This is a genomic window from Paenibacillus sp. 01T442 (assembly GCF_056398345.1).
Map to the genome: position 1 here is coordinate 50473 of NZ_JBFTPF010000026.1, position 24439 is coordinate 74911.

Below are 24439 nucleotides of genomic sequence, written 5' to 3' on the forward strand. Positions count from 1 at the left end.
CTATTCCTTAATTAAAGGTGAACTCTTTGAAACTATCATTCTTATTTTCATCCATACACAGATTCATAGAAGCTATTCTGCTTGCATGTTGCCCAATTGCGGCCAGCAAGCAGAACAACGAAATGCGTGTACAGCTTTCACATCCCACTCATTTTCCAACCAATTTCCAACTACAAATAATCTCTTAACTATCACTAACTCTATGATGAGATAGATAATCTATTATAACATGATTCCTTCATCAAATGCTTCTTTCAGCACCCCGGGTGCAATTTTCCAAGCGGTCCGAATGTCCGTCTTTTCGTTCCACGATGTCAAGGAAGTCATTTGTGTACGAAGACCTTCCAACAATCCAGTATGGACCTCATATCCCTTAAGCTGCTCTAACTCCTTCCATAGCTTCGCTGCTTCATCCTGTAGMCTCCGCTTATCACCGCTGTAATAGGCAGCTTGGATATCTGGTTCTTGCAGTGGCATCCGCGTTAAACGCCAGTAGTTATTCACGATCAGCGCAGCCAATGCGAATACACCGCGCGTGATGATGGGAGAGGCCAGCCAACTTGGCAACGTACGGTACTCGAATCCCCCATGCGACTTCTTCCGGAAATCGCCTAGATAGCCATAGCGTGGGCGTCGACCACGCGTCGATTCGTCCTCGATCAAGATCAGCGGCAGCGCGAGATAGTTATCCAGCGCACGCAGCAGATGAACATTCATCCAGCAGCGGCTAAAATGCAGGTGACCGCCCAGCGGGTAGCCGCGCACGGGCATGCCGCCCGAGCACCAGGCGAGGCTATGGTCTGTGATCTTCCGTGCGGCAAGCCCCATGGTTACGCGCACGTTCTTTGCGAGCTGCAGCGGGTCCACGCTAGGCTGCGGGCGTAGCTCAGCTAGCGGCAGAATCACGCGATGCCCGCTTAGTACGATGGCGTCGCTGCCTACAGCGCCATCACGGGTTAGGAAGCGGTCGGCGAAGACGACCTTGCCCTGCGGATTGACGAGCAGGAACTCTGGATCGCAGCCGAGCATCGCTCGCTCTTTGCGTTCCAGCTCTTTCGCAAGTGATTGATCGTATTGATCGATCGCTTGCGCGAAGAGCTGCACCAATCTCCCATTCAGCTTCGGAACGGGATCGACGTCCAGCACGAGCGTATGCCCCGCGGGTGTGATACCGATGGTGACGAGGCCATAGTCTAAGCCAAGGGCATAGATGGCTTTGACGGATTCACGGCTCGCCCTCCGGGAGTGGAAGTTAATTTGACTAGGGCCTACTTCTATGTACGCAGCATTCACATTGACTTGCCTTTGCTGCTGTAAGGACTTCTCCGAAAGCAGAACCGTCTCCTTTTTCTCATAGATAAGAAGTGTTTGGAGATGAAACACCGCTACTTTATATTTATGGGTAAAAAGCACAGGCTCCAGTTTCCCTCGTACTGAGGCAGCCTGTGAGGCGACCGTTTTCATACCGTGAAGTTGTAACAGAGCATCCCGCTTCCTTCGATTCTGAGCGCGCATGATCGCTTTAATGGGCTGCAGAGCAAGCTTCTGGGGATATTCATCATGTGCAGCTCCCCAATGAATGATAAGCTGACCTTGCCAATCCACCGGAAGATTGGTTCCACTCGGAATACGGATTCGTTCAGCCAGTTCCCGTGCATCTTTCTCCTGTGCGTGCAGAAAGAAGGTTTCCATTCTTACACCTCCCGTTCACCTATTCCCACTGTTAATAGCACTTATATATGCGAATGCCCAATTGTGCGAATACAACAAAAAAGAGGGCAAATGCCCTCTGCCGAACCTCTTTAGCCCGCATATAATGGCGTATAAAGATCCCCTAATCCAGTTCATCCTCGAGCAGCTCGGCGTCCAGATCCTCAAAATCACCATCGCCACTGTCATCGAAATCCACGTGCTTGTCGTCGAAGTCATTGCAGCCGTTGGTGCAAACGACTACACAGACTTTCGTTTCGGCAATGAGCTCAACTTGAAACTCGCGTTCCACCCGAATGATGACGCTGTCGCCGCTTGAAGAGATGCTGGCCTCTACGCAGTTCGGCTCTTGCGTCGCGACAGCTGATACTTCGGCAGTCGTCGACTTATGTTTTTTGTCTAAGTAGCTTAGTCCAACGATTTCTACATACGATACGGTTTCTTTTGCTACGTCTGTTTTGGTGTTACGATCGTAAGAATACCAGATGTTGATATCGTAAGTACCAACTACCTCTACGCCCTCTCCAGATGAATGGACAGCCTCGAATTGGTTATTAATAATCCAAGCGCCCAAAATACTGGTTGGAGAATAAGGCGGAGTCACGGTATGACTTACATGAGAAAATTTGCGACCTTTACCGCAGACAGCCTTTGTAATGATCTCTCTGCATTGCAAATCTTTATCTAATGACATCCTTTCAACCTCCTCCATACAATCATTCATTACAAGTGTATGCAGGACAGTAGTCTAGAGTGACAATTATTTTATATTATTTTTGAGATTCGAAAATACTGATATCTGTCAGAGTCAACCCGCTTCAGGACGGTGTTTTTTTTGCTTTTTGGCAATATCTAAGTAGTGCATTAACTCTCTGTTAAGCTGTAAAATCGCTGATCTCACTTCGAATTCTTCCCGACTCTCGGGCAATGGCATTCCCTTGTAACGAGCGTTCAGCTCTTGTAATTCTTTCTCTGCTTCTCCTGTATAATAGTCTTCCTTCACAGATTGGCTAATATCTTCGAAGATCGCAGCGACTAACTCTCCTTGCGGTAATGTCTGATACACGCCGGCAACAAGATCAATCATCCGGTGTATGGATTCCAACTGTTCACCTCTCATGTAGAAATACACGCGCCAGTACGGATCCCAGCCAAACAACAACGTATTTTCCATCGACCGTTTCGCCAAGCTCGCCCCGCGTTCAATTTCCTCACTAACTTCGAGAAGCTCTTTTCCATCCCAAATCACCGTATTATCCCGAAGATGCTTTGCAATGTTGACAAAAATGTCGGAAAACAATCCCTCGATTTGTTGTTTATGTGCGATARGTGTGGAATCAGCCTTCGGCATATAAGCAATATTGATCACCGTAGCTGAACCCAGACCAATGACCAGCAAGATTAGCTCATTAAGTACAGACGGCCAGTTCGCCGATTCATAAGCAAAAAGATGCAGCATCACAACCGCACCTGTTACAGCACCCTCGGTAATCCGCAGCCGAACTAGCACTGGAAACACGATCAGAATAAATATACAAACGACCCAAATATGGAACCCAAGCAAGTTAAATAAGACCGAACCGATGAGTAGTGCCAGAATGGATGCCGCGATACGATGCAAGGCACTTTGGATGCCTTTCTTCTTCGTCACTTCAATGCCCAGAATGGCAAGAAGTCCCGCTGCTCCAGGCGTATGAACCCCTAATATATACGCCAGATACATAGCGATTATGACCGCAACAGCTGTTTTGAGCACACGAAAGCCCATAGTATTTTCCCCTCTTTACAGGTTTTTCTATGGGCTTATTATTTCATTTTGCATAGGTGGTGGCAAGCCTTTCTCTATCGATTACCGATGCTTCGTTAATTTCTTCTCTAGTTTGGCTACAAGCTGATACATCACCGTTGCGACGATTGCGATTACGAACAGGGTAGATATCACTAAGGTGAAATTAAAGACTTGAAAGCCATATATGATTAAGTATCCCAGCCCCTTCTGGGACACTAGAAATTCGCCAACGATGACACCGATCCAGGCCAAGCCCACATTAACTTTCAGCGTAGAAACGATAGCAGGAAACGATGATGGCAGAATCGCTTTGAGAAATACTTTTCGCTGATTGCCTCCAAATAACTTAACGACCTTGATGTAGTTATGATCTACTTCCTTGAAGCTGCCATAAACAACAAGGGTCGTAATAATGACCGTGATCGACAGTGTTGTTGCAATAATAGACAGTAAGCCAGGCCCGAAACCGACAATAAATAAAGGTCCCAGTGCAACCTTAGGCATACTATTCAGCACGACAATGTAAGGATCCAGTACACGCGACAGAAATGGCGACCACCAAATCACAACCGCTAATGCTGTTCCCATAATCGTCCCCAAGAAAAATCCAATAATCGTCTCCTCTACTGTGACCGCTACATGTGGAAGCAGCGTACCGTCGAGAAGTTTCTCCCAGAGTAGTGCGAATACCTTGGTCGGATAGCTAAAAAGCAGGACATCAATCCATTTCAAGCGTGAGGCTAGCTCCCATAGGGATAAAAATAGAAGCAAAATAGCCGCTTGAAAAAGTCGGACCCACTTCGTCTCTCTCTTCCTCGCCTTCAGAAAACGCTGATGTACGTCCAGCTTTAATTTCTCATTGTGTTGATTGGTTTGGATGGACTGGTGGTCATCGTGATTATCCATGCTGCACACCCCCAAACTCCTGCCAAATTTGCCGAAATAGTGTGTGAAATTCAGGCAATTCTCTCGCTTCAAAAGGTATAGCTGCCCTTACCGCCTCTGGCATTAGGAAGGACCTGCGAATTCGCCCAGGATTCGGAGCCAGTACGATAATGCGATCACTCATCGCAATCGCTTCTGAAATATCATGTGTGACCAGAATAGCTGTTTTCTTCTTGGCGCGCAGCGTCTCTACAACCAAATCTTCCAACTGAAGCTTCGTTTGATAATCCAGCGCCGAGAAAGGCTCATCTAATAGAAGCAGCTCAGGTTCTGTTGCCAGCGTTCGAACAAGTGCGACGCGCTGTCGCATACCACCAGACAACTGTGCGGGATAATAATCTTTGAATGCCAGCAGACCCATTTCCTCCAATAAGTGAAGCGCCCCCTGCTTCTTCTCTTTCGTCAAAGTGCCTGCGATTTCCAATCCCATACAAGCATTAGCTTCAATCGTCCGCCAAGGAAATAAGTAGTCCTGCTGCAGCATGTAACCCACTTTGGGCGATGGTCCCTGAACGTGATGCCCTGCCACGATAATCCGACCTGATGTCGGTGGAAGGAGTCCCGCAATGATGGATAAGAGGGTTGTTTTACCACAACCACTAGGTCCAATCAGGCTGACGAACTCGCCACTGGCTATGTCAAACGATATTCCTTGCAGGGCAAGCGTTGCCCGCTCCTCAGTTACATAAACCTGTGTGACATCTCCGACCTGCACAGCTGTGTCCATGGCACCTAACCTCCTCTTATCTTCATCCTGCGGTGACTAGTTCGTTCATGTGTTTATTTCTTAACGGTTGATTTTGCTTTTTCTGCAAAAGAGTTATTCACGAGTTTACTCCATGCCACTCTTTCTTTCAGTTCTCCAGCTGATGTCATCACGTCAAGCAAGTTATTCCATTCTTTCTCATCCACTATGCCGTCCGTTGCGAAGGAGCCTTGATCTTTGTACCGTTTCACAACATTTTTCACAATCGCGACATCGATATCTTTAAAATAAGGCAGTACTGCTTCTGTAATTTCGTCTACGCTTTTCGCGGCAACCCATAGCTGCGCCCGTTGAATCGCATTCGTGAACTTCTGAATGGTCCCTGGGTTGGCTTTGATGAAGCTTTGCTTCGACATAAACACGGTATAAGGCAGCTGGCCGCTCTCTACACCGAATGATGCAAGTACGTAGCCCTTGCCCTCTTTCTCAATGATCGAGGCTTGCGGCTCGAAAAGCTGCACGTATTCACCTGTTCCCGAAGCATAGGCCGATACGATATTGGCAAAATCAATGTTTTGAATCAACTGCAAATCCTTTTGCGGGTCGATATTGTGCTTCTTCAGCGTGAACTCGCCAGCCATTTGCGGCATGCCGCCTTTACGTTGCCCAAGGAACACTTTCCCTTTGAGTGCATTCCAATCCAGCTTATCGACTTTTGTTCGAGCAACTAGGAAAGTGCCGTCCGTTTGAGTCAATTGTGCAAAATTAATGACGGGATCATCCGAGCCTTGTTGTGATACATAAATCGATGTTTCTGATCCAACAAGCGCAACATCGATGGCATTCGAGAGCAGCGCAGTCATCGTTTTGTCTCCACCGGGTGTTGTTGTCAGTTCCACATCGAGCCCTTCATCTTTGAAAAACCCCTGCGATAACGCGACATACTGCGGTGCATAGAACAAGGAACGCGTCACCTCACCAATGCGCACCTTCGTTGTTTCTTCCGTCTTGGTTCCACACGCTGAAGCGATTAAGCTTAAGAGCAGAACGACGGATAATGTGAATCCCCATCTTTTCCGATTATTCATAGGACGTCCCCCCGAATTGAATTGTAATGTATCCTATGCAGGAGCCCAGACGTCGGTTAATGGTTCTTCTAGAAAAGCTAATGGAGTTGATAAGATTTGGGATTAATGACGAAGATGCAGCAGTGTTTGTGCGTGTGCACGAAGACATGTCGAGGGATTGAATGAGATGTTTAAGCGTCTCTCAATCCTAACGCGAGGCGAATCGTCGAAGTCGTGACTTCTCCGGTGGCAAAAGTGCAAATGAGCAACCTTTTGATGCTTTTCGAGGAGCAGATGCGAAATAAGTGCGAAAGTGCAACTATTTTTCATGATTTCTCCCTAAAAGGGTAGGAATCACAAAAATAAGTGCCTATTTGCATCAATTTTGCTCAAACGTTCTAATGGAGCAAATCAAAGATGCCTATTTGCAACTTTGATGCGGAGGGGATGCTTGGTGGCGGTTGGAAACGTTAATTGTGAGCGGGCAGTTGATCGATGGAGTAACTGATGATGGTCGGAAGGAAAGTTAATCGTGAGCGGGCAGTTGATCGAGGGAGTAACTGTTGATAGTCGGAAGGAAAGTTAATCGAKGGAGTAACTGATGATGGCGGGATAGTTGATGGGACAGTTGAGGGTAAGATAGTTGGTGAATTAGGTGTGAGACAAATAAGTGTCATGGCGAGGAGGAGCAATTTAGTTGCGAGTCAACTGAATTTCATCAGTGTTATGGTAATTTGGGAGATGGAAGACAAGTAGCGACACGAAAAAACAGCTTCCCCCGACGAAAAAATCGTCAGGAAAAGCTGTTTTATCTCACACTCTTATGGATTAGAACATTGAGCTCTGTAATTACTAAATGCCGTAGACTTCCGAATATTTCTCTTCCAGATACGCGACCAAGTACTCCGGATTCAATGGCTCGCCCGTTACTTGTTGAATGATTTCGTTCGGTGTCAACAGCTTGCCGTGCTGGTACACCTTCTCTGTTAACCAGGCTTTGATCGGTGCTAGGTTGCCTTCAGCAATTAAGCTATCAAAGTTAGGCAATTCTTTGCGAAGTGTGTTCGTGAATTGCGCCGCGTACATATTCCCTAGTGCATACGATGGGAAATAGCCGAACGCACCGCCAGACCAGTGTACATCCTGTAGGACACCTTCGCCATCGTTCGGAGGCGTAACACCCAAATACTCCTCGTATTTGGCATTCCACGCAGCAGGTAAATCCGCTACAGCGATCGTACCGCTGAATAACCCCTTTTCGAGTTCATAGCGAATCATAATATGTAAGTTGTACGTAAGCTCATCCGCTTCAATTCGGATCAAGGAAGGCTCGATATGGTTAATCGCACGATAGAAATCGTCTACGCCAACTTCATCAATTTGTCCGCTAAAAGTCGTCTGAAGTTCACCGTAATAGCGATCCCAGAACTGTTTGCTGCGGCCAATGACGTTCTCCCAGAAGCGGGACTGCGACTCGTGTATCCCCATCGATGTGCCTGAGCAGAGATTCGTTCCGACGAGGTCAGTAGAAATATTTTGCTCATACAGCGCGTGTCCGCCTTCATGAATCGTTCCGAATAAAGCTGATGTGATGTCATTAGGCAAGTAACGTGTCGTAATCCGCACATCGCCTGGGTTCAACGCTGTCGCAAATGGGTGTACCGTCTCGTCCAGACGGCCAGCGTCGAAGTCATATTGCATCTGTTTCAAAATGGCGAGCGAGAATTGCTTCTGCTTCCCAATATCAAATTGTTGATCTAAGAAGGAACGATTCGGCTGATTCGCCGATCCACTAATCCGCGCAAGAAGCGGTACTGCTTTTTCTCGCAGGGTACCGAATACTTCATCCAGCTTCTCAACGGTCATCCCTGGCTCGTACATATCCAGCAAGGTGTTATATTTATGCCCTTCATAGCCCCACAGCTCAATAAACTCCTGTGTAGCCGCCACGATTTTCTCCAAATATGGCTGAAAAGACGCCCAATCCGAATTATGCTTCGCGCCTTCCCATGCGGATTCCGCTTGTGAGGTTAACACGACATAAGCTTGATATTTGTCAGCTGGAATCTTTTTGCTGCGATCGTATTCTTTTTTGCACTCCTGCACCATTTTGCGGGAAATCGGATCTAACTGCTCCAGCTCAGCCGGCTGCATGAAGAAGTTCACATAGTCGCCCATCTCTTCCGATGTAGACATGCGAAATACCTCGGTGGAGAGCTCACCGACAACCTCAGAACGCGTTTCAATCCCTTTTTTCGGAGCACCTGTCCGCATGTCCCAATAGATCAAAGAGATCGCCTCTTCGTACTGCTTCATTTTACGAACATAAGCTTTGAACGATGCCAACTTGGCATTTACAACACTAACACTCATGTGCTCATCTCCTTAAAGTTTTCGATAGAAAACTAACATCGGGAGCTATCGCTCCCAAATGTTTCATAAATATCATACTTCCAACGAGGGTTAGAATCAAATTCCAATCTGAATGTGGTAGAATAAKGACTAGCCTTCATGTAACAGGCTGTTTGTTGTGCAACTAAGTGAGGAGATGACCTTATGAATATTAGATTTACCGATACAGCTAGACAACGATTAACGCCTTGGATGGAGCAAAATAACACCTTACTAAAGCTTGTTTTTGATACCGAAGGCTGTGGCTGCTCCGTGAATGGTGTACCTACTTTGTGGTTGGTTTCTGTGGCAAATGCTGATGATATTTCCGCTGTAACCGATACGTTTCCTTTGATATATAAAGCGAAGGATGAGATCTTTTTCGAGGACAACATGAAAATCGACTTCCATGAAGGCAATAAATCCTATATACTGAAGAGTAATAATCAGATTTACAATGCGGGTATGAGCTTAGTCGATAAACGATAAAGCTGCACAAACATAGACATGCAGCACATCAACTTACCTGGAGGGAATACCATGTCTTTAGTCAATGAGATTTTAAGCTACAACAAGGATTTCGTAGAAACCAAGCAATATCAAGAGTTCCTGACCACGAAATTTCCAGACAAACGTATGGTTGTCATCACTTGTATGGATACGCGGCTTGTCGAATTACTTCCTAAGGCGATGAATCTTCATAATGGAGATGCCAAAATTATTAAAAATGCTGGCGCCATCGTCTCTCACCCCTTCGGCAGTCTTATGCGCAGTATTATTGTCGCTGTCTATCAACTGGAGGCTGATGAAGTATTCGTCATCGGGCATTATGATTGCGGTATGACAGGACTCAATTCGGAAGCCGTTATTGCCAATGCGAAGGCCAGAGGCATCTCCGACGATGTCTTTGAAACACTGGGACATGCTGGTATTGACTTGAAGCGATGGCTGACCGGCTTCAATCATGTTCGAGAGGGCATTGAGAAAAGCGTTAATATTATTCGAAATCATCCATTACTTCCCAAAAACTTACCCGTGCACGGGATGATCATCGACCCAGAAACAGGTCGCTTAGATCTCGTTGATGCGGCATATCCGCCTGCACCAGAGTTGTTGTAGCCTACCAAAAAGAGTAGATCCAGTTCTAAACTGGACCTACTCTTTTTATTTTGGTAACCGTTATGGCTTAATCGTACGGATCAAGCGTTTGGCTTCACCATTCGGAGTAGAGGTAACCTCATAAATGTTGAAGTAGGAGCCTGTATTCAGCTGCTCAGATTTAATATTGGTAAATTCGAGGAACTGAACGCCGGACATTATTCTTTGCTGACCTGTGAAGGTCATTGGTTTGGAGCTCAGTAAGCGTCCTTCCGTATCTACAACCTCAAACACAAGTGAAGAGAAATTCGCATCCGTGATAACTTGAGCTTGTCGCTGAACATCTAGATCCAATCGTAAACGATAACTATACGACCCATCTTTACTATAGGTAGCGCTAAGTGAGTAATCGTCGAAATCGATCGTAAATGGATACACAGAAATTGGTCCCGTTGCTGGGATTGGCTGCACTTCCGTTTTGTAAGAACCGACGGCCATACGATTCGTATCATAGAGATTTAGTGCAAGTTTATCTGCATCCTCACTATCTGGCACCATATAGGAGTAATTCAACACATAGCTCGTGTTTGGTGCAATGTTTTTGGCCACATTGGTTTGACGCACACCTGTATAGGTGTAGCCATCTTCATTCGTCAGATCGGTTTGGAAATCCGGCAAAGCCAATGTTGTCGTGCTTTTATTCGTTAATTTATATTTCGCAACAACCGTCTTATACCCGAAGTCTGTGTTCACACTCATTCCTAGCTCAACGAGCGACATGTCCATATTCGAATCAATGCTATTCGTCGAGGCTAGCTTAAATGGATCACCGATCTTATAGGCTGACGCAGCAGCATAAGTTGTCGCTTTCCCAGCAACACCTGCACCTGCAAGTGAAGTCACGGAAACGGGCAGCGATGCAACTTGCTTCGAATTATCGGTGTTACCTGCAGCACCAGCTCCAGCGCCTCCAGTACCCGTACCCGTTCCGTTTGTTGTCGAAGCAACCGCGCTTTGCTTCTCCAGCACGACCAGTTGTAACGCGTCTGCATTTAGCGAAGCGGGTACAACACCTTGGAAATGGAACGTCGTCGACTCATTCGGAGACAAGTAGGCAGAACGAACTGTATTATCGCTCGATGTCACACCTACATTACTGCGACTCGCCTGGAATTCTCCAGTCAAGTTAGGAACTGTAACAATGCCATCACTTTCGTTCGTCAAGGTCACATTCGCTTGCACATGTAACCCATCGGTTTGCTGAACAGCTGATGCCCATGAGGTCGACATAACTAGTCCGTTTAAAGCATCACTCTCATCTTTATTCGGGTAGGCAATTTTATCATTAAGACGGCCTACTGAGAAAGTTTTCGCAGCATTCAAAGTACCCAGAAGTGTCGTTTTCACTTTTCCTTTTGKGGAGAAAAGCAATGACAAGTGATTCGTATCCAGTGAAGCAGGAACAGCTGCTTGGAGCGTTACTGTCACAGGCTGTTCAGGTAGCAGGGCGCCTACGTTAGCAACAAATTGAGCGCCATACGTCAACCCTTTGCTATCTTGGAAATTGAGTTCTAGACCGTCAGGCAGCTTCACGCTGGCATTGCTTTCATTGGACAACGTCAGATTCGTGTATACCATCCACACGCCATCTTTGTACGCCTTATAGCTTTGTCCTAATTTAGCGGTAACTAATGTTTCCTCAGCAAGGGTCGTATCAATCTCTTTTAAATTAATAACGGCTTGTTGTTCCAACGTTTGACCTGTTTCGACCATCGCTGATTCGACAGAAAGCGCACCGATATCGGATGTCGAGTTATTATTCCATCGGAAAATATCAACTTTCAATTCGGAAGGTGTCAGATTGTTCGGGACTTCCGACGTAAATTTAAAGGTCCCCGTCTCTCCTGCTTTCACACGCGCAACAACCTTCTCATTTAGCTTCGCTGTATACGTAATGCCATTTCCATCAATGACTTTTACGCCATAGTTATTGAAATCGACGATGCCGTCACTATGATTGTTCAAGCCTAATGAGAAACGAAGCGAGCCATCCTCGGCGCCAACCGATAACGACACTTTATCCAAAGTAAAATAGACGGAATCACTGAGAAATACACCTTCCTTGCCTGCGAAAGCTGATGTTGCCAGAGGAAGAGTTAAGAAGCTTGCAGCGGTTAGCAATAAAGCCGAACGGCTGAGCAGTCGTTTCATCTTGCGTTGTTGGATCACTGAGAGTCCTCCTTGTAGTTACATTTAGTCAGAACGCAATGCGTCAATCGGACGCAGTTTAGATGCTTTGTTTGCCGGATATAAACCAAAAATCACTCCGACTAATACCGAGAATAAGAAAGAATAAAGGCCTACATCAAAGGAAAGACTTGTCGATTGCTTCGGACTAAAATATGGCAAGGCATACGAGAATCCGATACCTAGCAGCAGTCCAATTAATCCACCCATACCACTAATAACGACCGCTTCCACTAGGAATTGAAGCAAAATATTACGACGCTTAGCCCCAATTGATTTGCGAATCCCAATTTCACGTGTTCGTTCACTTACCGTAACTAACATAATATTCATGATTCCAATTCCACCGACGAGTAAGGAAATCAAGGCAACCGCCACTAATTGATTCGTAAGGGTGTTCGTTGCTTCAGTCCGTGCTTTCAACAGCTCGTCCTGATTCGTAAGTACAAATCCAGTATCGCTCTTGAATTTATACGTCAGGTACTGCTTCATCGTCTCTTGCGCTGTATATATATCGTCCTTCGTAGGTGCTTCCACATACGTTGTTCGAATTTGACCCAGCTTGAATTGACGTCTAGCAGATTCTAACGGCACGATCACAGAGCTATCTACAGAAGCACCACCAATATTGGAGCCCTTTTCCTTGAGTGTACCGATCACGTTGAAAACAACACCATCAATGTTGATATTTTCACCAACTGGATTCAATGTCCCAAAAAATTTCTTCGTGACCTCACTGCCCAAAATGGCTACATTCGAACGAAATTCAAGGTCTGTAGGCGACAAATTTCGACCCTTGTCGATTGTAGCTTTGATGATGTCGAAATAGCGGTCATTCGTTCCCAATACATTATATTTTTCTTGCGTACGATCATATTTGACATTCGAACCATTCTTGGACATCGTTGGCGCTATGGATTTGAATTCTGGGAAATTCTCAAAATTCATCAAATCCTCGTAACCGAGCTGTGTCGCACGCCCATTCCCCGTCGCCGTTACAACGAGCAAATTTGTTCCCATGTTCTCGTATTGCTTCGCAATAGCTTCCGAAGTTCCCTGTCCGATGGAAACGAGTGTGACAACTGAGCTTACGCCAATAATTACGCCAAGCATGGTCAGAAATGTACGCAGCGGACTTGAAATGATCGTCCGAAGCGACATCCGGATCAGTTCACTTACCTTCATACGCTCACCTCTTGCTGCAACAGAGCCTTCTTCGCGTCATTCCGGTAGTCATCGACAATGACGCCGTCGCGAAGGGCGACGACACGTTTCGCATTATTCGCGATATGATGATCATGCGTGATGAGAACAATGGTGTTACCTTGTGCATTCAGCTGCAGGATAAGCTCCAGTACTTCCTCACCTGTCCGCGAGTCCAAAGCACCTGTCGGCTCATCCGCTAGAATCAGCGAAGGTGAAATGGCCAACGCACGTGCAATGGCTACCCGCTGCTGTTGACCGCCTGACAGCTCACTTGGCCGGTGATGACCACGTTCGCCCATGCCGAGCATTTTCAACATCGCATTCGCACGTTCCTTGCGCTCTTTCTTTGAAATGCCAGCATAGATCATCGGGAGCTCAACATTTTCCATCGCGGTTAGTCTAGGAAGCAGATTAAATTGCTGGAAAATAAAGCCGATTTTCTGATTTCTAAGCTCAGCCAATTCATTATCACTCATACGCTCCGTAACGACACCGTCCAGGGTATAGCTGCCTGATGTTGGCACATCCAACAAGCCGATCGTATTCATTAATGTCGATTTGCCGGATCCACTGGGACCGATAATGGCAACGAAATCGCCATCGGCAACTGTTAACGATATGTTACGCAGAATGGGAAGATCTTCCTCACCGCGCCTATAAGTTTTCGTTATATCTTTCAGTTCAATGATATTCTTCAAAGCAATAGCTCCTTTCAGGGGCAGCCTTATCTGTTACCGCCACCGGCATTACCGCCAACTTGCGTACGCTGTGCAGCTCCGCCTCCGGCATTGCCACCACCGGCAGCGCCGCCTGCACCGCCTGCACCACCTTGTTGGAAGCCACCAGCTCCACCACCGCCAAAGCCACCTGCTCCGCCGGCACCGCCGCCTTGCTGGAATTGCTGTCTTAAGCGATTAATCTCGTCTTGGCTTAAATTTTGCTGTCTTTTAACAGCCGCAGGCAATACGACTTTATCGCCTTCTTTAAGACCATCCGTGATTTCGATTTGTGTTGTCGAACGAATACCAATTTTCACTTCATGTTCTGGTTCTGACGTTCCATCTGCTTTCTTCACCGTTACAACACGTTTACCACGTTGCAGCTGAAGCGCTTCTGGCGGGATATAAAGGACATCTTTCTTATCTTGGATCAGAATTTCGCCAGTTGCCGTCATCCCATATTTCAACACATTATCTTTATTTTCTGTGGCTAAGATAACATCGTAGAACGTTACACCGTTCGTCGTTGTACCTACCGTAGAAACTTGTGTCACTTCTGCTGGGAATGTGCGACCTGGGAAGGAGTCAACTTTAATTTCCGCCTTCATTCCAACTTTAATGTTCGGCAAATCAAGCTCATCCACTTGGACAGGAAGCTGCATTTTGGCAAAACTTGCTACTGTACCAAACTGAGTTCCGCTTGTAACCCTTGTTCCTGGTCGGAAGTTGCTAAGAATATCCACTTTTTTATTCACGAAATCTGTGGAGAATACACCATCGAAAGGAGCGAGAATTTTCAGAGCAGTTACGCGATCTTGTGCCGCATCCACCTTCAACTTCTGACGTTCTAGTGCAGCTTGCGCCGTCGTTATATCATCGTCTAAGGTGTCATTCAGGAAGGAGGCTAGCAGATCACCCTGATGTACAATTACCCCGGTTTTGAAAGGCATTGTGGAGATACTGCCTGTCGTACCTGCCAGTATTGTAGCAACCTGCACGTACTGAAGTGCGGCTTTCCCTTGAGAGTCAACCGTACGTCCGCCAATCGTTGCAGATCCCATGGCATTCAATCCTGCATCCATGGAATTGTCATTCTTAATTTGAATATCGATATCGACAAGCTTGCCACCCTTACCATCCGATTTCGGGTCTTTGGAAATGGCCGCTATCGTTCCTGTTTTGGTTATCATGAAACCATCTACGGTTATGTCTATGATATCGCCTTTATGTAGTTGTGCAGCATCCTCCACAAAAAATGGCAAGCTTACTGTTAGCGTACTTGCATCGCCAATCGTAGCGATTTTCGTAGATTTATTAATCGTTGCGCCAACATCAATATTGGCATACGTTAATTTGCCGCTAATTGGCGCCTTTACGCCTGTTATTCCTCTTTGTTGCTGCTTCGTGTTCAAATCTTTCTCCAATTGCTCATAAGTCACTTTGGCATCTTGAAGATCGTTTTCCAAGTTTGAACTTGTCAACTCGATCAGCACGTCTCCCGCTTTAACTGCTTGATTACGTGTCAGGTTAATCGATTTAATGCTAGCATTTTCCGTCGACGAAATGGTTTGGGTATCTTTCGGCTCAAATTGAGCTGTTCCCGAAACGGAGGAGCGAATGTTCCCTTTTTTAACATCAACCGTAACTTCTTTGGTCTCTGCTGCTTTCGTTTTCTTCCCTTTGGCTAGATACGCATAGGAACCACCAGCGCAAACGAGAATTGCCACAATCAAAATGAACCATTTACTGCGAAAAAATTTCATTCTGTTACTTCCCCCTTAGCATTTGTGCGCTTGTACATGACCTTACAACTTCGAGATCAGCAAATCGATTAATTGCTGTTCAATACTGGTCCCCATTCCTCGTGTATCCAGAGATGGCACAACATTGTTTACATGCTCTGTCACACCAGCTTCAACCCGCTGCTCAGACTTCCTCCTTTTTTCGAAAGCGTTTACAAATCGTTYCCTCTCCGCCGCCGTTAACGCTTCCTTGTGAGTTTTCACTCGTTCCGCGATACGTTGCCTCAATAGTTTCGATTGTTCATCCAGGTAATCTTTCTGTTCATTCGTTAACACTTGGATGATTGCTTTACGTTCGGATTCGTCGATGCTGCCTTCTTCTTCACTTTTGCGTACGATGGGCAAAATGGATCGAGATTGCTCTGCAGTCAATGCTAATAACGGTTGTCGATCCATCACGATTAACCCTTGAAATAGCATAACCAGCCGCTGTTCTGTTGCATTCTGTACATCTTCAGCCATAGGGAGCTCTTGCGAGACTTGGGTGGAAGCAGGCATAGTCGGGTTCCCAGTTGCAGAGGATTCGGCTTGTCCAATATCCTGTTTGGTACATCCGACTAACAAGAAKGTCGTGAGGATCAAACACAGCAAACTACTGCGAGTACGAATGATCAACTAACATACACCTCCAAAAAAAAACCTATCCATCAGCAACAGGATAGGCGATAAATGTGTATGAAGTATGATACTATTGTGACGATTTTGTGAACATTTCTTTTTTCCTTGGAAAAACGATGCGAAACTCCGTACCTTCACCAATTCGGGAGCGAACGGAAACGTTGCCTTTCATCCCCGTGACCAGATGTTTGACAATGGTGAGTCCTAACCCAGTTCCCGAAATAGCATCCGAATCGGATGTTCTAGCTTCATCCGCTTTATAGAATCGATCCCAGATTCGTGATAATTCGGTTTCCGTCATCCCAGTCCCTGTATCTCTAATATATAAATGAACCTCTTTCTCATGCTCTTCTAATGCGACAGTTAAAGTCCCCCCTTCTGGGGTGAATTTCAACGAATTATACATTAAATTACGAATGATTTGGGCAAATCGATCGGGGTCTAACTGCACGAAACAACCATCCGTATTTTCATCAGGCAAAATGAGATGCAATGAAATGTTCTTCTCCGCAATAGCAGGCTTCAATAACTCGAGTGAGTCCTCTACGGATTCGATGATGTCAACAGGGCGTAATCGAAATACATCCACCCCATTTTGAATCTGAGCAAGGTCCAGAAGATCTGTGACAAGTCGTTGCAGCCGCTGTACCTCTTGATCACATATATGTAAATAGTGCGGATACTTCTCTTGCGGAATAATATGATCATTCATGGCAACGATGAAACCACGTAAGGATGTCAAAGGTGATCTGAGCTCATGAGAGACATTAGCCAGAAACTCTTGCCTCGTCTCCTCCCACTCCTCTAATTTCTCCACCATAAAGTTAAAGCTTCTAGCAAGCTGCCCAACTTCATCCTGTGAATTGACAGGTACACGCGTCTTGAAATCTCCATGAGCCAATTCTAAAGCTGCACGATTCATTTGTTGCAGCGGCCCTGCAAGTTTCCTGGAAACAACGAACAGGATAATGCCAACTGCGATGAGAGAAAACAGTAAAGGTAACCAGAGGTTCAGACGTACTGCAGAGATAACCTCACGAATATCACCTGCAGGGAAATGAAGAATGATGACCATCGGTTGTTCGTTCAATTGATAGGGCGCATAGTAAGCAAATAAATTTCGCATCCCATCCGGCGTTACTAAACTTATCATGCTATGTCCTGAACGGCCGTGCAAACCATCAATGAACAAAGCATCCATCTGCTTCGGAATCGCTCTTCCTTCACTATCCGAAGAACCATTAGAAATGTTTCCTTTCTCATCTACGAGCCAGACTTGTCCATTAATGCTTCTAGCTAAAATCCGAACCGTATATTTCAACTCACGTGTAGAAATCGTGCCATCCTGAACCGAATCCAATAATCGGATAATTTCCGTATTTCTTTTGCCAAGAAGTTCGATTTTATCCTTATAGAAAAGATCGGTAAAATAAGAATTCCAAAACACGAATAGCGCAATAAAAAAAAGCACACAGGTCGCGAGAAAAGAAAGGAATAGTTTAATATATAAGCTATTGTATTTCCCCATGACCCAACGCTTAAACATGCTGAACAACCTCAAATGAGTATCCAATCCCCCATAGTGTTTGAATATTCCAAGTCTCATGCTGGCCTAACTTCTTCCTAAGGTTTTTCACATGTGCATCTACAGTACGCGTGCCTCCTGTAAAGTCAAAATTCCACACATACCCCAGTAAATCCTCACGAGTAAATACTCGACCAGGGTTGCTCATTAAGAAAAACAATAGTTCAATCTCCTTAGGCGTTAATTCAATACGATTGCCTCCAACCGTAACACGATATTGCTMTAAGTCGATCATAATATTACCCATTTCCAACCATTTACGCGGAGAGCTTTGAGGACCTGTCATCTCAGCAGGCGGTTGCATCGTTCTCCGAAGTACGGCCTTAATCCGCGCAATGAGCTCGTTCGGGTCAAAAGGCTTCACTAAATAATCATCTACACCCAAATTAAAACCTCTCAGCTTGTCCAAGGACTCCCCTTTCGCAGTTAAGAAAATAATCGGTGTATGATGAAAAGGAGCGTCCATTTTTCGAATTTCCTCACACAACTCGTAGCCTGAAATATCCGGCAGCATAATGTCAAGCAGCACCAAGCTAGGTCTCTCATTTATGATGGTCTTCAGTACATTACCGCCGCGAAACAATTGAATAGCTTCAAAATTCGAATGCTCCAAATATAACTTAACAACTTCAGAAATATTAGGTTCATCTTCAACGACTAAAATTTTACCTTCCGAATTCATCGGTTTTCACCTAATTCCTTTCGAATAACTTGTTGTCTCGCTCGCTCTTCAATCACTTCGGATCGATCTCTTCGCGTGTGCTTATGAATAATCATCTCATCAGACATCAGGCTTGGAGTTTGCCAATTCCACCCTTTGAGCTGACATAATTCTAAACATAAGTGCAACAGCTCAGGATCCGCTATAGGCAAATTCATATCTACAAATTGATAGTTCTCGGTTCCGATCGCTTGCCAAGCATGCTCAATTCTTGCCTGGAGTTCCACTTCGTCTAGTCCCAACGTGCGAACTTCCTCCGCTTGGAGGTTATTTGCTGCACTTTGCAGCATTTTCACAGCACCCGCATAATTCCCTCTTCGGCTATGATACATCCCCACGGCTATTTGAATAAGCCCAACATACGTTAATCTTGCTGGATCCTTGGGATGCTCTTTCCAATACTCTTCCATCACTTCATGACATTCGAAATAATCCCGCGCTCCGTGAAAATAACATAAATAATCGGTGTATGCCTCTGGATATTGCGTCATTTGTATTCCCCTCACCTTAAGTTCATCACGGTAAACCAATATCTCTCATGTTACTAAAAAGTCAGGTCATCGTCCAATTTCGCGCGGACACCCATGAACTTCCAGCTAGTCGGAAGCGCAACCAATCTACTAGTTCATGCGTCCAATAGAGTAGCTTACTAGAAAGAGGCGAAAGAATGAAAATCGGAAAATGGTTACTTAGCGGTACTTTACTTCTCTCCATGACGTTACCTTCAACCGTTCTTGCAGCTAGCAATAGTCCTTCCAGCATAGACAAAACGACGAAATACCGCGTCTACCAGTACAATCAAGTCCTTATGGAATTTGCAACGTATGCACAGGCAGAAGCGTATGCCAAATGGTTTTCGAACAGCCACGTAGAAGAAATAGGCTCACGGACTTGGGTTTGGAGCAATCTCCMTCGTTATCAGGTTTATCAGCAAGATATTACCCTGCCGGAGTGGCAATTCGCCACACTGAATGAGGCTATCGCAGAAGCCAAGAAATGGACCAACGCAAGTGTTCGGGATTTACAATCCACGGGCTGGGTGTGGAACAATTATGCGCGATATCAACTCTATCAAAATGAAATTACGCAGGATTCGTGGAAGTTTACGAGTCTCACAGACGCCATTGCGGAAGCCAAAAAGTGGGGAAATGCGCATATTATCGATTTGAACTCGAACGGATGGATTTGGGATAACATCTCCCAAGATGTGAAAGAGGCAAATCGTTCAGGCAGCCTAGTATATAAGGTATATCAAGGTACATTTTCAGCTTCAAATTGGGAATTTGCTTCCTTAGAGGATGCGATTCAAGAGGCTCTCAAATGGGGGAATTCCACTGTCGTAAATAGCAACTCCAAACAAACGGTGTACAGCAATCTTAAACCATATAAAGTTTTTCAAAATGACGCTTTTCTTCAGGAATTTACATCCATTGATGAAGCCATTAGTTATGCAAAGTTATGGGGACACAGCACCATTTACCGCGAAGGCCGTAAGATTTGGAACAATTATGCCTCTTATCAAGTGTATCAGAGCGCCAATCTAATTGGTGAGTTCCGAACCCTTCCAGAAGCCCTTTCCTATGGGAAACTGTACAGTAATGCTTCCATTCAAACGTTGGAAAATCGTACACTTTGGGATAATTTCAAAAAGCTGCAAGTCTGGGGATGGAACGGCAGMTCAGGTGCAGAGGTTGTTAAAGCTCATGTCTCCAATACGATTGGACTTGATGTCGATTCTCCTTCCTATTTCGAGTTGGCAGATAACACAGGTAATCTGAAAGATACGTCGAATGCTGATACGGTCAAATGGTTGCAAAAAAGCGGTTACACCGTATATCCATTGGTTAGCAATCAATTCAGCTCTACCTTAACAACACAATTCCTTGCAAACAGTGCTGCCCAAGACAAGTTTATTACGACTTTGATTAATCGTTCTGTGCAATTGGGAGTTCCAGGGATCAATGTGGATTTCGAAAGCTTAGCGGGTTCTGATCGCAATGCCTTTACGGCGTTTATTTCCAAATTGACAGACGCTGCGCATGCGAAAGGTTTAGTCATTTCTATTGACTTACCGCGCGGCAGCGTGAAATGGAATCATCTTTCCGCTTTCGATCATGAGAAGCTTGGTGGAATCGTCGATTACATGGTGATCATGGCCTACGATCAGTTCTGGAAAGGAAGCACCTCACCTGGTTCGGTTGCTGGTATTCCTTGGGCTGATGGCGGAGTTCAAGAGTTCCTCTCCTACGGTATTCCGCGGGATAAAATCATTCTAGGCATCCCGTATTATGTACGCGAATGGCAGTTGGATGCCAAAGGAGCTTTAGTCGGGAATCGCACTGTTCTCATGAAAGACATTCCTGCGCTGATGGCTTCCAAATCGACCACGCAAACGTGGGACAACGAATTCGGGCAATATAAGGTTGAGTACAAAGAAAATGGTTACACATTCGTATTCTGGTTGGAGAATCAAGCAACCGTCACGGCTCGTATGGATATCGCTAAAAAGTATGATATCGCTGGTGTCGCGGCTTGGCGCTTAGGTTATGATACACCGGATCTATGGCAGGCTGTGTTGCAGAAGAAGTAAGTGAGGGGAAAAAGAGCGATAGGTAAGAAGACAAATTAACCTGTCAGGTAAGAAGACAACAATACTGATGGGTAAGAAGACAAATTAACCTGAGTTGAGGACTTCGTCCTTGTCTCAGGTTTTTTATTGGGTAAACCCCCTACTCCAACTAGATGAGTCCCAGCTGGCTGAACGTCGTTTCCGTACCGCAATCCGCACAGTACTTGGCATCCGCCTTATTAACTTTATAGCATCCCTTGTGCATAAGGGATTTCTCTTTGGTGCATTTGTTCTTGAGCGGCGCCCCACAACGTATGCAATACCTGTCTTCCTTCACGGCAACGTATTTGCATCTGACACAGGTTTGTAACTCATTCTTCTCGGCCATCTCTTCATCCCCTTGAAGTTCGTTGATGCGCTACTTCAAGTATATTCGGACTGCCGGGACATTTGTTCCTATTCCTTGCGCTAACTTACATCACACAATTTCCGCCAGCCCATCGGCATCACTCTAGATCCTGCTCCAACAAATTTATATGTCTGAGGGAACGTCAGTGCTCTATTTTCGGATAAACGGGAGTTTTGGCGGTGAAGGGGAACGTGGTTCCGCTATTCGTTGGATTTGAGTGGGTTAGACGTGTTTGAGGAAAAATAAGGGAATAACGTTCCCCTTTAGGTTTGAAATTGGCCCTTTTTGCATAAATAAGGGATCTACGTTCCCTCTCCTGAAGTATTTTTAGCACAATGTATAAAAAGAGGCCTCTTTCGCCCACCCTAAGACGTAAGGGAGGTGAAAGAGACATGGCAAAAGATGTAATGTGTGAAGTGAATTCCTGCAAATATTGGGCCAATGAAAACAAATGCAAAGCTAGCTCGATTTCGATCGTGAGCCACCACGGTAGTGATCAAGCGCGCAATTCGGAAGAAACGGATTGTAAAACATTTGAATCCAAGGTTTAGTTCATCTTTGAGATGACTAAAGATTGAAAGAGAGTTTGAAAAGAGGCCTTCGGGCCTCTTTTTATGTTTCTAACACTATTGTAACCAATAATGATAATTATTATCAGCCGTCTGAGAAGAGATTTTCAATGGAGACATTTCGAGTACGGATAAATTATCAAGAAAAGAGATTCTAGAGTCAAGAGAGATTTTCAATCTCCTCCACATCTTGTGTTGGGGCTTGGCAGGCAAAATTCTCGCAGACATACGCTGTTGCTCGGCCACCGAGCGGCAGTTTATCTTGTACCAGCGGAATCAGCTGGCGCACCTCTTCGCCTGCCGCGCCCGGCGGATGAAGCACCAGCAGCGCATTCGGCAGGTACTGCCGCTGCACCGTACGCAGCATGTGCTGTGTCTCCGGCTTCGCTGGGTCGCCGGCGATCACGATTTCGCTGGCTGCGCCATAAGCGAAATCAAGCGCGGCCAGCGTTAGCGCGTGGCCCGGCGGGTACTTGCTGACAGCTCCGGCGAATGCCTGGAGCTGCTCTTCCGCTGCCTGCGACAGCTTCGCGTCGTAGGTCAGCTTGGACAGCCGCAGCATGTTGAGCGCGGCTGCACCATTCCCCGACGGCATTGCGCCGTCGTAGATCTCTTTGGGGCGGGTGAGCAGCTGCTCGGCATCGCTGCCGTAGAAGAAGAGCCCGCCCCTCTCTTCGTCGCCGAAGAGACGAAGCATCTCTGCGTTCAGCTGGACCGCTTCACGGAGAAAGCGCAGCTCGAACGTGGTCTCGTACAGCTCGATCAGTCCCCATACGAGGAACGCGTAGTCGTCCACGTAGCCCAGGAACGCCGCTTCGCCATCGCGATAGCGAGCGAGCAGGCGCCCATCTTCGCGGCGCAGCTCGCGAAGCAGGAAGTCCGCGGCCTTCGTCGCGGCGGCCGCGTAGGAAGGCTTGTCCAAGGCGCGTGCCGCCTTGGACAGCGCAGCGATCATCAGACCGTTCCACGCGGTCAGAATCTTATCATCCTTGCCCGGATGAATTCGTTGTTCGCGATGCGCGAACAGCTTGACGCGGGCAGCCTCCAACCGCTGTTTCAGCTCATCCAAAGGGATTTGCTTCCGCCTTGCCACAGACGCCAGCGTCGTGTCGCGTAAATTCGGGATATTTTTCCCCTCAAAATTCCCCGACTCCGTCAAACCATAGATCTCGCTATAGAGATCTCCCTCGTCAATGCCTAACACGTCCTCAACTTCGTCCATCGTCCAGACGTAGAACTTGCCTTCCTTGCCTTCCGAATCGGCATCCTCCGCGGAATAGAATGCGCCGCTTTCGTCCTTCATATCACGTAGAACATACGTAATAATTTGCTCTGCGACCTCGGCGTATTGATCTTTCCCTGTCACCTGATAAGCTTCAATATACGTCATCACCAGTAGTGCGTTATCATACAGCATTTTCTCAAAATGCGGCACTAACCAATGGGCATCAACAGAATATCTGGCGAATCCGAACCCAATATGATCATACACTCCCCCACGGTGCATAGCGTCTAGCGTTTTTTCAACCATTTCAAGCGCCTGCTCATTTCCCGTTTTCTTATAATACCTGAGTAGGAATGACAAATTATGGGAGGTTGGAAACTTCGGAAACGTACCAAAGCCACCATGTTCTGCATCAAAATTGGACACATATAAGCGAAATGCCTCATGTAGCGTTTCTTCTGCCAACGTGCCTCCGGTTTGATTCTCAAGCAACCTTTGTGACGTTTCCGTAGTCACTTGCTCACCAAGCTCGCGAACTCGCTCAGGATCCTCCCTCCACTTGCTTGCAAGCTGTGCAATGATCTCAACCATGCCGGCTCGATTATATTTGCGGCTGCGTGGAAAATAAGTCCCTGCAAAAAATGGCTTCTTCTCGGGTGTTAGGAATACCGTCAGCGGCCAGCCACCTTGTCCAGTCATCGCCTGACAAACTGCCATATAGATGTGATCGATGTCGGGACGCTCTTCCCGGTCTACTTTGATCGAGATGAAATCCTTGTTTAACATATTGGCGATGGTTTGGTCCTCGAAAGATTCATGTGCCATGACGTGACACCAATGACAAGTACTATACCCAATAGATAAGAACACAGGCTTATTTTCCTGCTTCGCTTTTTCAAAAGCTTCTTCCGACCAAKGGTACCAGTCCACTGGGTTATATGCGTGTTGCAACAAGTAAGGTGACTTTTCCTTGGCTAATCTATTGGGTTTGATGTGAGTTGTCATGAGGCAACACCTCCTTGGTTGTTAAATACTATTACTACTCTCAGCACTTATCATTCCC

21 protein-coding genes are annotated in these 24439 nt (G+C 46.1%); 4 read left to right on the top strand and 17 right to left on the bottom strand.

Annotation, left to right across the window (positions count from 1 at the left end; translation table 11 throughout):
• Positions 1-222 precede the first annotated feature (222 nt).
• The 7 genes from AC1DLM_RS19690 to AC1DLM_RS19720 all read right to left on the bottom strand — a co-directional run bounded on the left by AC1DLM_RS19690 (position 223) and on the right by AC1DLM_RS19720 (position 8590).
• Positions 223-1692: a putative amidoligase domain-containing protein gene (locus AC1DLM_RS19690; protein WP_477570912.1), complete on the bottom strand. Its 1470-nt coding sequence runs from the start codon at positions 1690-1692 to the stop codon at positions 223-225.
• Positions 1693-1834: 142 nt separating this feature from the next.
• On the bottom strand, positions 1835-2404 hold the full coding sequence (gene cotE, locus AC1DLM_RS19695; RefSeq protein ID WP_171630877.1) for an outer spore coat protein CotE: 570 nt from the start codon (positions 2402-2404) through the stop codon (positions 1835-1837).
• Positions 2405-2518: 114 nt separating this feature from the next.
• Positions 2519-3478: an aromatic acid exporter family protein gene (locus AC1DLM_RS19700; protein WP_477570913.1), complete on the bottom strand. Its 960-nt coding sequence runs from the start codon at positions 3476-3478 to the stop codon at positions 2519-2521.
• 81 nt (positions 3479-3559) lie between these two features.
• Complete coding sequence (locus AC1DLM_RS19705) at positions 3560-4405, bottom strand: ABC transporter permease (protein ID WP_441986651.1); 846 nt, start codon at positions 4403-4405, stop codon at positions 3560-3562.
• Positions 4398-5171 (bottom strand): ABC transporter ATP-binding protein, encoded by a 774-nt coding sequence (locus tag AC1DLM_RS19710; protein WP_441986652.1) that lies wholly within the window; start codon positions 5169-5171, stop codon positions 4398-4400. The genes AC1DLM_RS19705 and AC1DLM_RS19710 overlap by 8 nt, the downstream gene beginning before the upstream one ends.
• A 53-nt stretch (positions 5172-5224) precedes the next feature.
• Entirely contained in the window at positions 5225-6238 is a 1014-nt protein-coding gene (locus AC1DLM_RS19715) for an ABC transporter substrate-binding protein (RefSeq protein ID WP_441986653.1), read from the bottom strand.
• Positions 6239-7069: 831 nt separating this feature from the next.
• Positions 7070-8590 (bottom strand): carboxypeptidase M32, encoded by a 1521-nt coding sequence (locus tag AC1DLM_RS19720; RefSeq protein ID WP_441986654.1) that lies wholly within the window; start codon positions 8588-8590, stop codon positions 7070-7072.
• A gap of 183 nt (positions 8591-8773) precedes the next feature.
• Here AC1DLM_RS19720 and AC1DLM_RS19725 point away from each other — a divergent pair, with 183 nt between their 5' ends.
• The gene (locus AC1DLM_RS19725) at positions 8774-9097 is read left to right on the top strand and encodes an iron-sulfur cluster biosynthesis family protein (protein ID WP_441986655.1); all 324 of its coding nucleotides are present in this window, start codon (positions 8774-8776) and stop codon (positions 9095-9097) included.
• Positions 9098-9148: 51 nt separating this feature from the next.
• The gene (locus AC1DLM_RS19730) at positions 9149-9727 is read left to right on the top strand and encodes a beta-class carbonic anhydrase (protein ID WP_441986656.1); all 579 of its coding nucleotides are present in this window, start codon (positions 9149-9151) and stop codon (positions 9725-9727) included.
• 60 nt (positions 9728-9787) lie between these two features.
• On the opposite strand, the gene AC1DLM_RS19735 is transcribed toward AC1DLM_RS19730, so the two are convergent.
• The 8 genes from AC1DLM_RS19735 to AC1DLM_RS19770 all read right to left on the bottom strand — a co-directional run bounded on the left by AC1DLM_RS19735 (position 9788) and on the right by AC1DLM_RS19770 (position 19095).
• Entirely contained in the window at positions 9788-11935 is a 2148-nt protein-coding gene (locus AC1DLM_RS19735) for a hypothetical protein (RefSeq protein WP_477570914.1), read from the bottom strand.
• Between the two features lie 24 nt (positions 11936-11959).
• A complete protein-coding gene (locus AC1DLM_RS19740) occupies positions 11960-13138 on the bottom strand; it encodes an ABC transporter permease (RefSeq protein ID WP_441986658.1) in 1179 nt (392 codons plus the stop codon).
• Positions 13135-13857, bottom strand: a complete 723-nt coding sequence (locus AC1DLM_RS19745; protein ID WP_441986659.1) for an ABC transporter ATP-binding protein — start codon at positions 13855-13857, stop codon at positions 13135-13137. Before AC1DLM_RS19745 ends, AC1DLM_RS19740 begins: the two co-directional genes overlap by 4 nt.
• 26 nt (positions 13858-13883) lie before the next feature.
• Positions 13884-15641, bottom strand: a complete 1758-nt coding sequence (locus AC1DLM_RS19750) for an efflux RND transporter periplasmic adaptor subunit (protein WP_441986660.1) — start codon at positions 15639-15641, stop codon at positions 13884-13886.
• A gap of 42 nt (positions 15642-15683) precedes the next feature.
• Positions 15684-16295, bottom strand: coding sequence for a hypothetical protein (locus AC1DLM_RS19755; protein ID WP_477570915.1), 612 nt, complete (start codon positions 16293-16295; stop codon positions 15684-15686).
• A gap of 73 nt (positions 16296-16368) precedes the next feature.
• Positions 16369-17844 (bottom strand): sensor histidine kinase, encoded by a 1476-nt coding sequence (locus AC1DLM_RS19760; protein WP_477570916.1) that lies wholly within the window; start codon positions 17842-17844, stop codon positions 16369-16371.
• Positions 17837-18565: a response regulator transcription factor gene (locus tag AC1DLM_RS19765; RefSeq protein WP_477570917.1), complete on the bottom strand. Its 729-nt coding sequence runs from the start codon at positions 18563-18565 to the stop codon at positions 17837-17839. The genes AC1DLM_RS19760 and AC1DLM_RS19765 overlap by 8 nt, the downstream gene beginning before the upstream one ends.
• Positions 18562-19095 (bottom strand): DUF309 domain-containing protein, encoded by a 534-nt coding sequence (locus AC1DLM_RS19770; protein ID WP_441986664.1) that lies wholly within the window; start codon positions 19093-19095, stop codon positions 18562-18564. The genes AC1DLM_RS19765 and AC1DLM_RS19770 overlap by 4 nt, the downstream gene beginning before the upstream one ends.
• A 176-nt stretch (positions 19096-19271) precedes the next feature.
• On the opposite strand from AC1DLM_RS19770, the gene AC1DLM_RS19775 reads away from it, so the two are divergent.
• Complete coding sequence (locus tag AC1DLM_RS19775; RefSeq protein ID WP_477570918.1) at positions 19272-21194, top strand: glycosyl hydrolase family 18 protein; 1923 nt, start codon at positions 19272-19274, stop codon at positions 21192-21194.
• Positions 21195-21342: 148 nt separating this feature from the next.
• Here AC1DLM_RS19775 and AC1DLM_RS19780 read toward each other — a convergent pair whose 3' ends face one another.
• Positions 21343-21561, bottom strand: a complete 219-nt coding sequence (locus tag AC1DLM_RS19780; RefSeq protein WP_056620823.1) for a hypothetical protein — start codon at positions 21559-21561, stop codon at positions 21343-21345.
• 413 nt (positions 21562-21974) lie between these two features.
• Here AC1DLM_RS19780 and AC1DLM_RS19785 point away from each other — a divergent pair, with 413 nt between their 5' ends.
• The gene (locus AC1DLM_RS19785; protein ID WP_082593545.1) at positions 21975-22133 is read left to right on the top strand and encodes a DUF1540 domain-containing protein; all 159 of its coding nucleotides are present in this window, start codon (positions 21975-21977) and stop codon (positions 22131-22133) included.
• 178 nt (positions 22134-22311) lie between these two features.
• Here the strand turns inward: AC1DLM_RS19785 and AC1DLM_RS19790 are convergent, their stop codons facing one another.
• Positions 22312-24381: a thioredoxin domain-containing protein gene (locus tag AC1DLM_RS19790; protein ID WP_477570919.1), complete on the bottom strand. Its 2070-nt coding sequence runs from the start codon at positions 24379-24381 to the stop codon at positions 22312-22314.
• Positions 24382-24439 lie beyond the last annotated feature (58 nt).

Excerpts from the sequence above, each read along its gene's own strand:
- AC1DLM_RS19725 (WP_441986655.1), top strand. The coding sequence starts at position 8,774 with ATGAATATTAGATTTACCGATACAGCTAGACAACGATTAACGCCTTGG.
- AC1DLM_RS19720 (WP_441986654.1), bottom strand. The coding sequence starts at position 8,590 with ATGAGTGTTAGTGTTGTAAATGCCAAGTTGGCATCGTTCAAAGCTTAT.
- AC1DLM_RS19760 (WP_477570916.1), bottom strand. The coding sequence starts at position 17,844 with ATGTTTAAGCGTTGGGTCATGGGGAAATACAATAGCTTATATATTAAA.
- AC1DLM_RS19715 (WP_441986653.1), bottom strand. The coding sequence starts at position 6,238 with ATGAATAATCGGAAAAGATGGGGATTCACATTATCCGTCGTTCTGCTC.
- cotE (WP_171630877.1), bottom strand. The coding sequence starts at position 2,404 with ATGTCATTAGATAAAGATTTGCAATGCAGAGAGATCATTACAAAGGCT.
- AC1DLM_RS19770 (WP_441986664.1), bottom strand. The coding sequence starts at position 19,095 with ATGACGCAATATCCAGAGGCATACACCGATTATTTATGTTATTTTCAC.
- AC1DLM_RS19705 (WP_441986651.1), bottom strand. The coding sequence starts at position 4,405 with ATGGATAATCACGATGACCACCAGTCCATCCAAACCAATCAACACAAT.
- AC1DLM_RS19730 (WP_441986656.1), top strand. The coding sequence starts at position 9,149 with ATGTCTTTAGTCAATGAGATTTTAAGCTACAACAAGGATTTCGTAGAA.
- AC1DLM_RS19780 (WP_056620823.1), bottom strand. The coding sequence starts at position 21,561 with ATGGCCGAGAAGAATGAGTTACAAACCTGTGTCAGATGCAAATACGTT.
- AC1DLM_RS19710 (WP_441986652.1), bottom strand. The coding sequence starts at position 5,171 with ATGGACACAGCTGTGCAGGTCGGAGATGTCACACAGGTTTATGTAACT.
- AC1DLM_RS19785 (WP_082593545.1), top strand. The coding sequence starts at position 21,975 with ATGGCAAAAGATGTAATGTGTGAAGTGAATTCCTGCAAATATTGGGCC.
- AC1DLM_RS19740 (WP_441986658.1), bottom strand. The coding sequence starts at position 13,138 with ATGAAGGTAAGTGAACTGATCCGGATGTCGCTTCGGACGATCATTTCA.
- AC1DLM_RS19750 (WP_441986660.1), bottom strand. The coding sequence starts at position 15,641 with ATGAAATTTTTTCGCAGTAAATGGTTCATTTTGATTGTGGCAATTCTC.